12 protein-coding genes are annotated in these 15,419 nt (G+C 64.1%); 5 read left to right on the top strand and 7 right to left on the bottom strand.

All coding sequences use genetic code 11. The features are described from left to right. Positions 1 to 69 precede the first annotated feature (69 nt). On the top strand, positions 70 to 1,050 hold the full coding sequence (locus tag NKJ77_RS24150) for a complex I NDUFA9 subunit family protein (RefSeq protein ID WP_023693143.1): 981 nt from the start codon (positions 70 to 72) through the stop codon (positions 1,048 to 1,050). A gap of 15 nt (positions 1,051 to 1,065) precedes the next feature. Here NKJ77_RS24150 and NKJ77_RS24145 read toward each other — a convergent pair whose 3' ends face one another. Next, entirely contained in the window at positions 1,066 to 2,436 is a 1,371-nt protein-coding gene (locus tag NKJ77_RS24145; protein ID WP_023736883.1) for a cytochrome P450, read from the bottom strand. Between the two features lie 217 nt (positions 2,437 to 2,653). Here NKJ77_RS24145 and NKJ77_RS24140 point away from each other — a divergent pair, with 217 nt between their 5' ends. The 3 genes from NKJ77_RS24140 to gyrB all read left to right on the top strand — a co-directional run bounded on the left by NKJ77_RS24140 (position 2,654) and on the right by gyrB (position 8,550). Continuing rightward, the gene (locus NKJ77_RS24140) at positions 2,654 to 3,223 is read left to right on the top strand and encodes an NADPH-dependent FMN reductase (protein WP_023745825.1); all 570 of its coding nucleotides are present in this window, start codon (positions 2,654 to 2,656) and stop codon (positions 3,221 to 3,223) included. Between the two features lie 76 nt (positions 3,224 to 3,299). Beyond that, positions 3,300 to 5,933 carry a caspase family protein gene (locus tag NKJ77_RS24135; RefSeq protein ID WP_352535861.1) on the top strand — a complete coding sequence of 878 codons (2,634 nt, stop codon included), beginning with the start codon at positions 3,300 to 3,302 and terminating at the stop codon, positions 5,931 to 5,933. A 145-nt stretch (positions 5,934 to 6,078) separates the two neighbouring features. After that, positions 6,079 to 8,550 carry a DNA topoisomerase (ATP-hydrolyzing) subunit B gene (gene gyrB, locus NKJ77_RS24130; RefSeq protein WP_023732636.1) on the top strand — a complete coding sequence of 824 codons (2,472 nt, stop codon included), beginning with the start codon at positions 6,079 to 6,081 and terminating at the stop codon, positions 8,548 to 8,550. Between the two features lie 230 nt (positions 8,551 to 8,780). Here gyrB and NKJ77_RS24125 read toward each other — a convergent pair whose 3' ends face one another. Continuing rightward, complete coding sequence (locus NKJ77_RS24125) at positions 8,781 to 10,226, bottom strand: hypothetical protein (protein ID WP_352535860.1); 1,446 nt, start codon at positions 10,224 to 10,226, stop codon at positions 8,781 to 8,783. Between the two features lie 331 nt (positions 10,227 to 10,557). Between NKJ77_RS24125 and NKJ77_RS24120 the strand changes: the two genes are divergently transcribed. Next, the gene (locus tag NKJ77_RS24120; RefSeq protein WP_023700421.1) at positions 10,558 to 11,475 is read left to right on the top strand and encodes a membrane protein; all 918 of its coding nucleotides are present in this window, start codon (positions 10,558 to 10,560) and stop codon (positions 11,473 to 11,475) included. Between the two features lie 91 nt (positions 11,476 to 11,566). Here NKJ77_RS24120 and NKJ77_RS24115 read toward each other — a convergent pair whose 3' ends face one another. From NKJ77_RS24115 to NKJ77_RS24095, 5 genes are all read right to left on the bottom strand, one after another. Continuing rightward, on the bottom strand, positions 11,567 to 12,964 hold the full coding sequence (locus NKJ77_RS24115) for an NAD(P)(+) transhydrogenase (Re/Si-specific) subunit beta (protein ID WP_023671337.1): 1,398 nt from the start codon (positions 12,962 to 12,964) through the stop codon (positions 11,567 to 11,569). A gap of 6 nt (positions 12,965 to 12,970) precedes the next feature. Then, a complete protein-coding gene (locus tag NKJ77_RS24110) occupies positions 12,971 to 13,396 on the bottom strand; it encodes a proton-translocating transhydrogenase family protein (RefSeq protein ID WP_032898085.1) in 426 nt (141 codons plus the stop codon). Continuing rightward, positions 13,396 to 14,673, bottom strand: coding sequence for a Re/Si-specific NAD(P)(+) transhydrogenase subunit alpha (locus NKJ77_RS24105; protein ID WP_023832577.1), 1,278 nt, complete (start codon positions 14,671 to 14,673; stop codon positions 13,396 to 13,398). The genes NKJ77_RS24110 and NKJ77_RS24105 overlap by 1 nt, the downstream gene beginning before the upstream one ends. A 101-nt stretch (positions 14,674 to 14,774) precedes the next feature. Next, a complete protein-coding gene (locus tag NKJ77_RS24100; protein WP_023671340.1) occupies positions 14,775 to 14,999 on the bottom strand; it encodes an aa3-type cytochrome c oxidase subunit IV in 225 nt (74 codons plus the stop codon). A 157-nt stretch (positions 15,000 to 15,156) separates the two neighbouring features. Next, positions 15,157 to 15,306, bottom strand: a complete 150-nt coding sequence (locus tag NKJ77_RS24095) for a DUF3096 domain-containing protein (RefSeq protein WP_023832578.1) — start codon at positions 15,304 to 15,306, stop codon at positions 15,157 to 15,159. Positions 15,307 to 15,419 lie beyond the last annotated feature (113 nt).

The following is a 15,419-nucleotide window of genomic DNA, read 5'->3' as shown; positions in this document are numbered from 1 at the left end:
CCCTTTGCCTTTGGCCCAAAACGGACTATGAAACGGCTTCAGCCAAGCTTTCGAGCGCCGGAGCCAGCCATGACCGAAATCCTGCAGATCCCCAAGCTCGTGGTCGTCTTCGGCGGCTCCGGCTTCGTCGGCCGCCACATCGTGCGGGCGCTGGCCAAGCGCGGCTACCGCATCAGGGTGGCGGTGCGCCGGCCCGATCTGGCGGGACATCTGCAGCCGCTCGGCAATGTCGGCCAGATCCAGCCGGTGCAGGCCAATGTGCGCGTGCGCTGGTCGGTCGACCGCGCCGTGCAGGGCGCCGACCATGTCATCAATCTGGTCGCCATCCCGCATGAAAGCGGCCGGCAGAAATTCAACACCGTGCACGAATTCGGCGCCCGCGCCGTCGCCGAAGCCGCACGCTCGGTCGGCGCAGGGCTCACCCACATCTCGGCGCTGGGCGCCGACCTCAACGCCGAATCCGACTATGCCCGCACCAAGGCGCTCGGCGAAAAGGCCGTCCTGGAGACGATCCCGGACGCCGTCATCTTCCGTCCGTCGATCAATTTCGGACCCGAGGACAGTTTCTTCAACCGCTTCGCCGACATGGCGCGCTATTCGCCGGTGCTGCCGCTGATCGGCGGCGGCCAGACCAAGTTCCAGCCGGTCTATGTCGGCGATGTCGCCGAAGCGGTGGCGCGTTCGGTCGAGGGCAAGATCAAGGGCGGCCAGATCTATGAACTCGGCGGGCCGCAAGTGCTCACCTTCAAGCAGTGCATGGAAGAGCTGCTGACCGTCATCGAGCGCAAGCGGCTCCTGGTACCGGTGCCGTGGTGGATGGCCAATCTGCAGGCCTCGATCCTCGGCCTGCTGCCCAACCCGTTGCTGACCAAGGACCAGGTGCTGCTGCTGCGCCAGCCCAACATCGTGTCGGAGGAGGCCAACAAGGCCAACCGGAACCTTGCCGGCCTCGATATCCAGCCGCAGTCTATCGGCACCATCCTGCCCAGCTATCTCTGGCGCTTCCGCGCCGCAGGCCAGTTCCAGCGCAAGCCCGCCGGCATCGCGTAACAAGGCGTTGCGCCGTTAAACGCGCCGCGTGACCTGCATCGGCAGGCCGCCCTGCGGCTGTGTCGTCAGTTTCTGCACCGGCCACGGCTTGGTCTCGGCGGTCACATCGAAGCGGAAGCGCGACAGCATGATGGCCAGCGCAATGATCGCCTCCTGCATGGCGAAGCTGGCGCCGATGCAGATGCGCGGACCGGCGCCGAACGGCAGATACTGGAAGCGGTCGATCTTCTCGCGGTTTCCCGGATGGAAGCGTTCGGGCATGAAGGCGTCGGGCATGTCCCACAGTTTTCTGTGGCGGTGGACGACCCAAGGCATCACCAGTACGGCCGCGCGCTTGGGGAGCACCAGATCGTTCCAGGTCTCCGTCTCGATCGGCTCGCGGTTGATCGACGGCGCCGGCGGATAAAGCCGCAGCGCCTCCTCGAAGGCGGCGCGGGTGAACGGCATTGCGTCGAGCCATTTCGTTGGGTCGGGTTCGCGCGCCAGCACGGCCTCGATCTCGCGCTCGACCTTTTCACGCTCCCACGGCGCTTCGGCGAGGCAGTAGATCGTCCAGCCCAGTGCCCGCGCGGTGGTCTCGTGGCCGGCGCCGATGAAGGTGATGATGTTGTCCTCGACTTCCGCCCGCGTCAGCCCGTCGGGGCCTTCGGCGCGCAGCAGAAGCGTCAGGAAATCCTGCGGCGCGGTGTCGGGGTCGCGCTTCAGCCGCTCCTCGCGCATCTTGACCGTATCGGTGACGATCTTGCGGAAATACGCCATGGTCTTGCGGCCGCGGATGCGGGTCAGCCGCGGCAGCCATTCGGGCGCGCGCAACAGGTCGAGCGGATCGACGCGGCCCATGGTCTCGAACAGGCGGTCGATCTCCTGCGCGAAACTGCCGGGCTCGCCCGCAATCTCGCCCGAAAACAGCGTCTCGGCCAGGATATCGTAGGTGAGCAGCGTCATGTCATGGGCGACATCGGTCATGCCGCCTTCGTCATAGCGGGCGACGAACTGCATCGTGCGGCGCAGCATCGGCTCGGCGAAGCCGAAGATATGCCGCGGCGTGAACACCGGCGCCATCGCTTTGCGCGAGCGCTTCCACACCTCGCCTTCGGCGGTCAACAGCCCGTCGCGCAAGATCGGTCGCAGGATCATCTGGCGCACCGTCGCCATCTTGTAGTTCTTGGCGTTGTCGATCAGCACGTGGCGGATAAGGCCGGGATCGTTGGCGACGATCAGATGCCCGCCGACGCCATTCGCCGAAATCCAGGGCTCGTTGTAGGTGTGCTCGCCCCACAGTTCGAGCGGATTGCGGTAGACGATCCGCATCATCTCCAGCGTCGAAGGCGGCGTCGTGCGCGGCTTGGGCGCCGGCGGCACGAAGGGGACGGGCTGCGTGTCCATGAGGTGCTCCGCTGATAGCTCAGATGTAGTGGCTGGCAATCCGGGCGTCCATGTGACCGAACGGCAAACTGAAACGCTGCAGCGCCCGGTGTGCCCGACAGACGGTGTGTTCATCGGATCGTGACCGCCGGTGAAACGGTTGCGGCTTGTCCGGTTGGACACTCTGCCATAGGTGACAGTTACCAACAGCTACTGCCAATCGCCCAGGAGAGCCCGCTTGAAGCACAAGCTGAACATCATAATCGGCAGCACGCGGCCGGGCCGCGCCGGGCCGGTCTTCGCCCACTGGCTGGAGGATTTTGCCCGCGAGCACGGCAAATTCGAACCGGTGCTGACCGACATTGCCACGTTCCATCTGCCGGTTCTGGACGAGCCGCATCACCCCAGGCTCGGCAATTACCAGAACGACCACACCAAAGCCTGGTCGAAGGTCATTGATGCCGCCGACGCCTTCGTGTTCGTTGCGCCGGAGTACAATTATTTCGTGGCGCCTGCGATCGTCAACGCCATCGACTACCTTGCGCGCGAATGGAAATACAAGCCAGCCGCCATCTTCAGCTATGGCGGCGTTTCCGGAGGCCTGCGCGCCGCGCAGGCGCTGAAGCCGCTGCTGACCGCGGTGGGCGTCATGCCCATCTCGGAAGGCGTCGCGCTGCCGATGTATCAGAAACTGCTGGAGAGCGACGGCTCCTTCCAGGCTAGTGAGCAGGTAGAGGGTGGGACCAAGACCATGCTGGACGAGCTCTCGCGCTGGAGCGGGGCGCTGAAGCCGATGCGGGCTACGTAACGCAGCCGGCCCCGGCTTGCTCATGCCATAAAGAGGTGGAATGGTCGGCAGGTGACTGAGCCGGGGGCGGTTCGATTTGCGCCTGTTGTTTGCCTTGCTGTTGATGCTTGCGACCACCGCCACAGCGGTGGCGGAGCGGCGCGTGGCGTTGGTCATTGCCGAGGACGACTACCGGCTGGTGCGGAAGCTCTCCAATCCGGTCAATGACGGCGAGGCGATGGAAGCGGCGCTGAAGAAGCTCGGCTTCGAAGTCGTGCTTGAGACCAATCGTGATCTCAGGCGCATGCGCCGGGCTCTCGACGATTTTCGCGAGGACGCCAAGGGCGCCGACGTGGCGCTGGTGTATTTCTCCGGCCATGGCGTCGAAATCTCCGGCGACAACCGTCTTCTGCCGGTCGATGCCGATGCCTCCTCGCTCGACCAGCTGGAGAAGACCAGCCTGCCGCTGGAGGAAGTGCGCGATGCGGTTGCCGCCACGGCGAAGGTCGGGCTGATCGTGCTCGACGCCTGCCGCAGCGATCCGTTCACGGGCGGCAGCGGCGACGGGCGTGGCGCCACATCGCTGATCAAGGACCTGGTGGACAAGATCAAGCCGGGCCTCGGACGAGTCGGCAAGGCGGAAAACATCCTGTTCGCCTTTTCGGCGGCGCCCGGCGAGACGGCTGCCGACGACGGTACCGGTGCGAATTCGCCCTTTACAGCGGCGCTGACCAAATACCTCGGCACCGACGGGCTCGAAATCCGCTCGGTGCTGACGCTGGTGCAGCAGGAGGTCTACGACCTTTCGCGCGGGAAACAGCTGCCCTACGTCGAGAGCGGGCTGCCGAAGCTGTTCTTCGCCTCGGCGGCCAAGGAACAATTGCCGGAGCGCGAGCGGCTGCTGCTTGCCATGGCCGATGTGACGCCGGAAATGCGCGGCGCGGTCGAGCGGGTCGCCAGCGATGCCGACATGCCGCTGGCGCCGCTCTATGGCGCGCTGATCAGTTCCGACACCAGCCATCTCTCCGGCGAAAGCCTGGACGCCAAGCTGCGCGAGGCGGCCGACGCCTTCGTCAAGGTGCGCGGCGAGATGAAGACGCTGGCCGCCGACGACCCGCAGGTGACCGAACTGCGCCGCCAGGCCGAGGAACAGTTGGCGCTCGGCGCTTTCGATGGTGCACGCGTGATCCTCGCCAAGGCCGCCGACGTCGACAATGTCTCGCGCCAGGCGTTGAAGGCCAATTTCGTCAGCCGCACCCTGTCCGAAGCCGCGACGCGATTTCTCTCGGGCGGCGCGGCGCGTGCCACCCTGGACTATGCAACCGCCATCAAGGACTATGAAACGGTGCTGGCGCTCTATGGCGAAGCCGGGCAGACCTCGCTCAGCCTGGAACAGGCCGACCGCCAAAGCCGCACGCTGGAAGAGCTCGGCATCCTCTACACAACGGTCGGCAACACCGACGCCGCCGGCCGCGCCTTTGCGGCGCTGGTCGCCAATCTTGAGCAGCGAGCGCGCCAGGAAACCGATCCGAGCGTCAAGCGCGACCTGGCCATCGGCCATATCAAGTTCGCCAACATCAAGATGGCGCAAGGCGATCTGCCGGCCTCCCTGCAAAACTATGAGGCGGCCAGGGACATGTTGCAGGGCCTGACCACAGACGTGCCGGACAAGAAGGACTGGCTCGGCGATCTCGCCATGGCCCATGATAAGATCGGCAATGTGCTGGCCACGCAAGGCGACGTGGGTGCGGCAGCCCAGGCCTACCAGCAAAGCCTGTCCATCAAGCAGCAATTGGCCGACGCGGAGCCGAACAGCGTCTATCTGCTGCGCGACCTGACCATTACCTACGACGAAATCGGCGGTCTTGCCCGCACCGCCGGCCAGCTGGATGGCGCCCAGACTGCATTCGAAGAGAGCCTGAGAATTCGGCTGGCGCTGGCGCAGAACAACCCCGACGACCCCAGGCATCAGCGCGCCGTCTCCGTGAGCTACACCAGGATCGGCGACGTCCTGCGCGAGCGTGGCGACGCTGCGGGCGCGCTCGACGCCTACAACAAGAGCCAAATAATCGCCGAAGCGCTGGTGCGCCGCGACTCAAACGACACCGATTTGAAGCGCGACCTGTCGGTCGGTTACGCCAAGATCGGCAATGCTTACGGCGACCAGAAGGACTGGCCACTCGCGTTGGAGGCCTACCAGCAAGCGCGGGCCACGGCGCGAGACCTTGCCGCCAGCGACCCAGGCAACACCGACTGGCAGCGCGACCTATCGGTCTGTTTGGAAAAAATTGCCGGCGTGTTTGATGCCCAGGGCAATATCGCCGGTGCTTTGCAGAACTATCAGGACAGTCTCGTCATTGCCAACCGATTGGCAAATCTCGACCCGGGCAATTCCGACTGGCAGCGCGACCTGTCGATCACGTTCGAGGAAATAGGCCTGCTGGAGACCAAGCAGCGCCACTATGATGGCTCGAAGAAGGCCTTCGAAGCCAGCCTGGCCATCCGCCAGCGGTTGGCCCTGTCCGATCCGGACAATGCGATCTGGCAATTCGATCTGGTACAGGCCTACATCAACTATGCCTATGTGGCGAAGAATCCGAAGGCTGTGTTGTCCCAGGCGCTAGACCTGACGCTGGAGCTTGACCGCACAGGCAAACTGGCGCCGAGGGACAAACCCACGATCAAATATCTGCGCCGTCTTCTGGCCAAATTGAAAGCCGCGAAAAAATAGCCGGCTGCCAGCTCGGGATTCAGCCCTGAAATGCCCGCAAACCTTGGAAAAACCGCCTTTTGCGCCTATATCTAGGACATCAAAGCGGCGTGATTCGAAGCCATTTTTTCGCGCTGAGCATGCGGCATCAATCAGACAGGTTTTCATGAGCGATCAAAGCGACAACGCCAACGGCGCTGAGGCCGAATACGGCGCCGATTCCATCAAGGTTTTGAAGGGGTTGGACGCTGTCCGCAAGCGGCCGGGCATGTATATCGGCGACACCGACGACGGCTCGGGCCTGCATCACATGGTCTATGAGGTGGTCGACAACGCCATCGACGAGGCGCTGGCCGGCCATGCCGATCTCGTCACGGTGACGCTCAATCCCGACGGTTCGGTCACCGTTATCGACAATGGCCGCGGGATTCCGACCGATATTCACACTGGCGAAGGCATTTCGGCGGCCGAAGTGATCATGACGCAGCTGCATGCCGGCGGCAAATTCGACCAGAATTCCTACAAGGTGTCTGGCGGCCTGCACGGCGTCGGCGTCTCGGTGGTCAACGCGTTGTCGGCCTGGCTGAAGCTGAAAATCCGCCGCAACGGCCAGATTTTCGAGATGAGCTTCACGCATGGCAATGCCGATGCGCCGCTCAAGGCGACCGGCAGCTATGAGCAGAACAAGCAGCCCGGCACCTATGAGGGCCGCAGCGGTTCCGAGATCACCTTCTTTCCGTCGTCCGAAACCTTCACCATGGTCGAGTTCGACTTCGGCACGCTGGAGCACCGGCTGCGCGAACTCGCCTTCCTGAATTCCGGCGTACGCATCATCTTGACCGATGCCCGCCATGCCGATCTCGTGCGCCACGAACTGCACTATGATGGCGGCCTGGAAGAGTTCGTCAAATATCTCGACCGGGTCAAGAAACCGCTGATCGACAAGCCGATCGCCATCAAGGCCGAGCGCGACGGCATCACCGTCGAAGTGGCGATGTGGTGGAACGACAGCTACCACGAGAACGTGCTGGCCTTCACCAACAACATCCCGCAGCGCGATGGCGGCACCCATCTGGCCGGCTTCCGTGGCGCGCTGACGCGCCAGATCACCGGCTATGGCGAATCGTCGGGCCTGACCAAGAAGGAAAAGGTGGCGCTGATCGGCGACGACTGCCGCGAAGGCCTGACGGCGGTGCTGTCGGTCAAGGTTCCCGATCCGAAATTCTCCTCGCAGACCAAGGACAAGCTGGTCTCGTCAGAGGTGCGGCCCGTGGTCGAAGGCCTGGTCAACGAGGCGCTTGGCACCTGGCTGGAAGAACACCCGACCGAGGGCAAGGTGGTCATCGACAAGGTGATCCAGGCGGCTGCGGCGCGCGAAGCCGCGCGCAAGGCCCGCGACATCACCCGCAAAAGCTCGCTCGGCGTCACCTCGCTGCCTGGCAAGCTCGCCGACTGCCAGGAGCGCGACCCGGCGAAATCCGAAATCTTCATCGTTGAGGGTGATTCCGCCGGCGGCTCGGCCAAGGGCGGCCGTTCGCGCCAGAACCAGGCGATCCTGCCGTTGCGCGGCAAGATCCTCAATGTCGAGCGCGCCCGCTTCGACCGCATGCTCGGCTCCGAGATGATCGGCACGCTGATCACCGCGCTCGGCACCTCGATCGGCAAGGACGAGTTCAACGCCGACAAATTGCGCTACCACAAGATCATCCTGATGACCGACGCCGACGTCGACGGCGCCCATATCAGGACCTTGCTGCTCACCTTCTTCTTCCGCCAGATGCCGGAGTTGATCGAGCGCGGCCATCTCTACATCGCCCAGCCGCCGCTCTACAAAGTGACGCGCGGAAAAAGCTCGCAATACATCAAGGACGAGAGCGCCTTCGAGGAATTCCTGATCGGCTCCGGGCTGGAGGAGGCGTCGCTGACGCTTGCCTCCGGCGAGGCGCGGGCCGGACAGGATCTGCGCGGCTCGATCGATGATGCACTGGCCGTGCGCCAGCTCATCAACGGGCTGCACACGCGCTACAACAGGGGCGTGGTCGAACAGGCGGCGATCGCCGGCGCGCTCAACGCCGATGTGCTAAACGACCTCGGCCGCGCCAATGCCATGGCCGAACGCGTCGCCCAGCGCCTCGACATCATTGCCGAGGACACCGAGCGCGGCTGGACCGGCCGGCTGTCGACCTCCAATGAAGGCGTCGGCGGCTATGTGTTCGAACGCACGGTGCGCAGCGTCAAGGAATTCGCGCAGCTCGATGCCGGGCTGATAAATTCAGCCGACGCACGCCAGCTCGACCGCTATGCCCCGCGCCTCATGGAAGTCTATGGCGAGCCGCCGGTGCTGCGCCGCAAGGATGTCTCCGAAGTCATTTCGGGGCCGCTGGCGCTGCTCAACGCGGTGTTTGCGACCGGCCGCAAGGGCCTGACCATGCAGCGCTACAAGGGCCTCGGCGAGATGAATGCCGAGCAGCTCTGGGAAACCACGCTCGACCCGAATGTGCGCTCGCTGCTGCAGGTCAAGGTGAATGACGCAACCGATGCTGACAGCTTGTTCTCGCGGCTGATGGGCGACGAGGTCGAGCCGCGGCGCGAATTCATCCAGGACAACGCGCTGTCAGTTGCCAATCTGGACATTTGATGGCTGGGCGCCCATCGCTTCGTCATCCTAGGGCGGAGCAAGGAGCGCAGCGACGCAGCGCAGACCCTAGGATCCATGCCGTGAGGTTAAGTCCTTGAAACGGTGCAGAATTCTACGCCGCTGCATCATTCGACCGAGGCCACGGAATGGATCCCAGGGTCTTCGCGACGGAGCTTCGCTCCTGCTTCGCCCTAGGATGACGAAGTTGAGGGGCTTCAGTCAATCTCCACTCAACTCGGTTCCAGCTTTCGCCCGAGGTCCACCGCGTCGCGCAGCACTTGCAGATGCGAGCGCGGCGCGGTGCCCGCCGGCGGGGCGATTTCGACGCCGTTTGCCGTCGATGACCAATAAAGCGTGTGGGTGAAGATACGGCCAAGTGAGCTGCGAAGCTCGACCTGGATGTTCTCCACACCGGGGCCGAAATTTTCCGTCATCGGACCGGAAATCGGATCGCCTGTCGCCCAGCCATTGCCGCGGTCGTAGACGTTCGTCCAGCGCGTTGCCGCAAACACCGCGCCATGATGCACCGCGCGCTGCGCCTTGCCTGCTTGGCTGTGTCCTTCCTGGTAAAGCACGGTGCCGCCAGCGCGCCCGTCATCGGCAATCGGCGGGCAGGCCGAGAACAGGCGCTCGGCAAGGCCACGCCTGAATTCCGCGAGATTGTAGGTCACCAGGAATTCGCTGTGGGAGAGCGGACTGCCAAGCGTGACGAAATCGCTGATCTTCCAGGGCAGCGGGTGGTCGGCGTCCTTGGTCCGAAGCTGCTGGTAGAGCGCCCATTGGCCGCGCCGGAACCCGGCGAGGTCTTCAAGATTCTTTGGCCACGCTGACCCATCAGAGCCGAGCGTTGCCTTGTCGATGGCCTCGACCGCCGCCAGTTTGGCCTTGTCGCGGACCGCTTCCAGCCTTCGCGGCCGGAACTCGGCCCACAGGATCTGCAGCAAATCATAGGCGATGATCGACCCAAGGCTGTGCGAGACCAGCACGATGCGGTCGTAAGCATCGTCCTTCATCAGCGTCTTGAGCAACGTAAGGCCTCTGTCGCGGATCAGCGCACGCTTCTCGATCGTCGCCGCCTCGGCGCGCACATAAGCGGCGACGTCGCCGAAATAGGGCAGGGCGAACTGATCCACCGCCCAGATGGCAAAAGAAGCGAGGGTGGTGATCATCAGGCCGGTCGTCAAGGTAACGGCCTGTTGCCAGACCGATGTTGCCAGCACGAGTGCTGCGCCCAGAATGACGATAACGATCAGAAGTGTGGCGACGTAAAGCTTGCGGGCGTCGAGCGGAATGTCGGCGGGCTTGCGCCACAACAGGTTCGTCACCCAGGCGGCCAGCCGGCCGCGCGTCGTGCCTTGCGTGATGTCGGCCCAATAAAGCTCGTAGAAATCGGTACGGCGGCCATCGACGTCGTAGGGCGTGGTGATGCGGCGCAGCTCGTGTGACTTGGTCCGGCTGTCGGGCGTGATCCAGCTCTGGTTGATCGTGGCGCCGGAAACGGCCGGATCGGGAATCTGGGCGTAGGGTGGAGCACGGGTGGGATCGCTGCTCCAGACCGCCTGGACGAATCCCCTCAGCGTACCCATCGGCCGCTGCTCGCCCATGCCGTGCACGATCACCACCGCCTGGCCGGGCTGCGCCTTTTTGTAAGCCAGCGATGCGACAGTCTTGGGCATCAGCGTCTCCGTTGACGACATCCGACGGCGGGATCGCTCATGCTACCCCCGGCTCACCGAGCCAACAATACACGGCAGCCCATGTGGAACTCCGTGAACCAATCCACAGTTTCGCAGTTGTGCCTCGGGCCGCGCGGAAAATAGTTCCGTTCCCGGCAAGCAAATCATTTCATTGCCCTTCGGAACGGAAATCGCTCAGGAACATTGTGACGACATCGATCAATTTCTCGCAGGGAGGCTCTTTATGGGACGCGGTATTTTGCTCTGGTTGCTCGGTATTCCGATCCCGATCATCATTCTCATCATGCTGTTCGTACGGTAGGAGGCGTCGATGCAGTCCACCGTATCGGCTGTCGACGTATCCGCCTCAACGGAATCCTCCGCCCCGGCCGTCAGCTGGGGTCCGATCATCGCCGGCGCCTTCGCGGCCTCGACGCTGACCTTCATCCTCATGCTGCTCGGTTCGGGGCTGGGGCTGACCATGGTCTCGCCGTGGTCCGGCGCCAGTGCCTCGCTGACCACCTTCGCGGTGTCCGGCGCCATCTGGCTCATCATCGTGCAATGGCTGTCCTCCGGGGTCGGTGGCTATCTTGCCGGACGCCTGCGCACCAAATGGGTCGGCATCCACACCGACGAGGTCTATTTCCGTGACACCGCGCACGGCCTCCTCGCCTGGGCGCTGGCGACATTGCTGGTCGTCGGCATTCTCGGGTCGGCGCTGTCGGCAGTGCTTGGTTCAGGCGTGCAGGCGGCTTCTACTGTTGCCTCAGGCGCCGCCATGGGTGCTTCGGCCGGCGCGTCCGCCAATGCCGGCAGCGCACCGGCCGACAATGCAACGTCCTATCTCGTGGATACGCTGTTCCGTCCGGCTGATGCCGCCAGGCTCGCGGCGGCCAATCCGGACAGCGATGCGGCTGCGGCCGGGCAGGCTTCGCGCATCCTCATCGCCAGTGCGGCGGCAGGCGAAGTTTCGGCTGACGACAAGACCTATCTGTCGCAGCTGGTCGCCGCCCGCACCGGGCTTTCCGAGGCCGACGCCAAGGCGCGTGTCGACGCCCTGGTGGCCAGGGTCGAGGACGCCAAGGTCAAGGCAAAGCAGGCCGCCGACGCCGCGCGGAAAGGCAGCGCCACCTTCGCCCTGCTTGGCGCCCTGTCGCTGGTTATCGGCGCCTTCATCGCCAGCGCTGCGGCAGCCCTGGGCGGCAGGCAGCGCGACGACGAGGAAGCGGTTTTCCTGACCAGCCGCTGAACCGGTCTTCAACATCAAAAAGCCCGGTCGAACCGGGCTTTTTTGTTTCCGATGATGGACCGACAACCTTCCAGTGGAAGGTTGCGGCGGCTTAGTGATCCATGGCCTTGACGATTTCCTCGGTCATCTTCTTGGCGTCGCCGAGCAGCATCATGGTGCCGTCCTTGTAGAACAGCGTGTTGTCGATGCCGGCGTAGCCCGAGCCGAGCGAGCGCTTGACGAACAGGCAGGTGCGGGCCTTGTCGACGTCGAGGATCGGCATACCGTAGATCGGCGACGACTTGTCGTCGCGGGCGGACGGATTGGTGACGTCATTGGCGCCGATGACATAGGCGACATCGGCCTGCGCGAACTCGGAGTTGATATCTTCCAGTTCGAACACTTCGTCATAGGGAACATTGGCTTCGGCGAGCAGCACGTTCATGTGGCCCGGCATGCGGCCTGCCACGGGGTGGATGGCGTATTTGACGTCGACGCCATTGGCCTTGAGCTTATCGGCCATTTCGCGCAGCGCGTGCTGGGCCTGGGCGACCGCCATGCCGTAGCCCGGCACGATGATGACCTTCTGTGCGTTCATCATCAGATAGGCGGCGTCGTCGGCCGAGCCCTGCTTGACCGTGCGTTCGATGCCGTCATCGGCAACCGCCGCGGTCTCGCCGCCGAAGCCGCCGAGGATGACCGAGATGAACGACCGGTTCATGCCCTTGCACATGATGTAGGACAGGATGGCGCCGGACGAGCCGACCAGCGCGCCGGTGATGATCAACGCCAGATTGCCAAGCGTGAAGCCGAGTGCCGCGGCGGCCCAGCCGGAATAAGAATTCAGCATCGAGACGACGACCGGCATGTCGGCGCCGCCGATCGGGATGATCAAGAGGACGCCGAGCGCCAGCGATGCCGCGACGATCAGCCAGAACACCAGCTTGGCCTCGGTGGTGACCAGAAGCACGATCAGCACGATCAGCGCGATGCCGAGGACCGCGTTGATGATGTGACGGCCGCCGATCATGATCGGCTTGCCCGACATGCGGCCATCGAGCTTGAGGAAGGCGATGACGGAGCCGGTGAAAGTGATGGCGCCGATGGCAACGCCAAGGCTCATCTCGATCAGCGCCTGGGCGTGGATGTCGCCATTCGTGCCGATGCCGAAACTTTCCGGCGCGTAGATGGCGGCTGCCGCGACCATGACGGCGGCAAGGCCGACCAGCGAGTGGAAGGCGGCGACCAGCTGCGGCATCGACGTCATGGCGATGCGGCGCGCTGTAACGGCGCCGACGCCGCCGCCGATGGCCAGACCAAGCACGATCAGGCCGAAGCGCCCGGCGGACGGAGTCGCCAGCGCCAGCGTGGTGGCGATGGCAATGCCCATGCCGATCATGCCGTAGAGATTGCCTTGGCGGCTGGTGGTCGGATGAGATAGGCCGCGAAGCGCCATGATGAACAGGACGCCAGAGACCAGGTAGAGGAAGGACGCGAAGTTGGCGTTCATGGCGCTCTACCGGTCCTTCTTCTTGTACATGGCCAGCATGCGCTGGGTGACCAGGAAGCCGCCAAAGATGTTGACCGAGACCAGCATCAGCGCGACGAAGCCGAAGCCGGTGGCAATGCCGGAGGCCGAGATGCCGACGGCCAGCAGCGCGCCGACGACGATGACCGAGGAGATGGCGTTGGTGACCGCCATCAGCGGCGTGTGCAGCGCCGGCGTCACCGACCAGACGACGTAGTATCCGACGAAGATCGCAAGTACGAAGATGGCGAAGCGGAAGACGAAGGGATCGATGGCGCCGCCGGACAGTGCGTGCGCGGCATCGCCCGCCGCATCGGCGCCACCGGGCGCGGTGGCCAGGTTCTGCACAGCCAGCCGGACGGCGGCACTTGCCTGGTCGAGCTGATCGAGGGCTTTCTGCAAGGTCTGATCCATCACGCGATCCCCTTCGGCTTGGCGGCGGACTTGCCGGCAGTGGCTTTGTCGGACGCCTTTTTCGGTGCAGCCTTCTTCGGCTTGGCATCAGCCACCATGGTCTCCGCCGGAATGGCCGCCGGTTCGACATGGGGCTGTTCCGCCGCCTTGGCGAAGGCCGGATGCACCACGCGGCCAGCGTCGGTCAGCATCGTCGCCTTGACCAGATCGTCTTCGCGGTTGATGGCGAGCGTCTTGCTGGTCTTGTCGACCAGCGTCTCGAGGAAGGCGAACAGGTTCCTGGCGTAGAGCAGCGAGGCCGATGCGGCGACGCGGCCGGGCACGTTGAGGTGGCCGACGATTTTCACGCCATTGGCCGTGGTCACCACGTGGCCTGCAACTGCGCCTTCGACATTGCCGCCGCGCTCGACGGCGAGGTCGACGATCACCGAGCCCGGCTTCATCGAGGCGACCATCGCCGCCGACACCAGCTTCGGCGCCGGACGGCCGGGGATCAGCGCCGTGGTGATGACGATGTCCTGCTTGGCGATGTGCTCAGCGGTGAGCGCTGCCTGCTTGGCCTGGTACTCCTTCGACATTTCCTTGGCGTAGCCGCCGGCGGTCTCGGCCGCCTTGAACTCCTCGTCCTCGACGGCGAGGAACTTTGCGCCGAGCGACGCCACCTGTTCCTTGGCGGCGGGACGAACGTCGGTGGCGGTGACGATGGCGCCGAGACGGCGCGCCGTGGCGATCGCCTGCAGGCCGGCAACGCCGACGCCCATAATGAAGATCTTCGCCGCCGGCACCGTGCCGGCCGCCGTCATCATCATCGGCAGCGCGCGGTCATACTCCGATGCGCCGTCGATCACGGCCTGGTAGCCGGCGAGATTGGCCTGCGACGACAGCACGTCCATCGACTGGGCGCGGGTGATGCGCGGCATGAATTCCATCGAGAAGGCGGTGATCCCAGCCTCGGCAAGCGCCGCGACCGCGGCATCATTGCCGTAGGGATCCATGATGGCAATGACCGCCGCACCCGATTTGTAGCCCTTCAGCTCGGCATCGGTCGGCCGGCGCACCTTCAGCACTACATTCGCCCGGCTCGCATCCGAAGCCTTGCCGATCGCGGCGCCCGCCTTGGCGAACTCCTCATCGGGAATGCGCGACCTGGTGCCGGCGCCCGTCTCGACGGTGACGTCGAAGCCCAGCGCCGCCAGCCGCTTCACGGTATCGGGCGAGGCCGCGACACGAGGCTCGCTGGCATCGAGCTCGCGAGGGATGAAAACCGTCTGTCCCACCGCATGATCCTTTCGGCTGGAACCTGTTTGCGCAAGAGTGCGGCTTTGCGAAAGAGTGCGGCCGGATGTCCGGCTACGCCCTTGGCAAGGGTCTGAAGAGACTATCGGAGAATGAAGGCGCCGAGGGCGAGGATCAGCACGAACAGGATGGTCGCGGAGAAGAAGCCGCCTGCGAAGAAGCCGAAAGCCATGGCCAGGAGCAGGGCGCCGCAGAACAGCGAGCCGTATTTGGCCAGCGCCAGAAAGCCATGATAGGTGCGGTCATGTTCGGCATAGTCCATCTTCGCGCCCAGTTCGACAGGACCGGTCGGCGTGTGATCAGCCATAGGAATACCCCTTCGAAGACATCTTTGAGGCACATAGCGAAAAGCCGGGCCAAGAGCAATGGCGCTATTGCCGCACGACCAGTGACAACAGCCTCAAAGGAATGTTGAAAGCCGGCGGTAGGGCTTGTCGCCGGCCTAACGTCGAACGTTTTGCGTTTCAACCGGCCAGATGCGGAAACAGCCCGAGCAGCCCAATGACGATCAGATAGAGCGCGACGATGTAGTTGAGCAGCCGCGGCATCACCAGGATCAGCACGCCGGCAATCAGCGAGATGAGCGGGGTAAGCGCGAGAGAGTGGATAGTCATGTCGGCATGCTTTCGCGTGAACAATTCGGAGGAACCGCAGGGCTACGGCAGCACCAGGAATGCGGCGCGGCAACCGATAACGACGAAGCCAGCGGAAAGATCCATGGCGCGAG

Origin of the sequence: Mesorhizobium sp. M0052 (assembly GCF_040323255.1) — a bacterium.
GTDB lineage: Bacteria > Pseudomonadota > Alphaproteobacteria > Rhizobiales > Rhizobiaceae > Mesorhizobium.
This window is presented reverse-complemented; position numbering and strand designations above follow the sequence as displayed.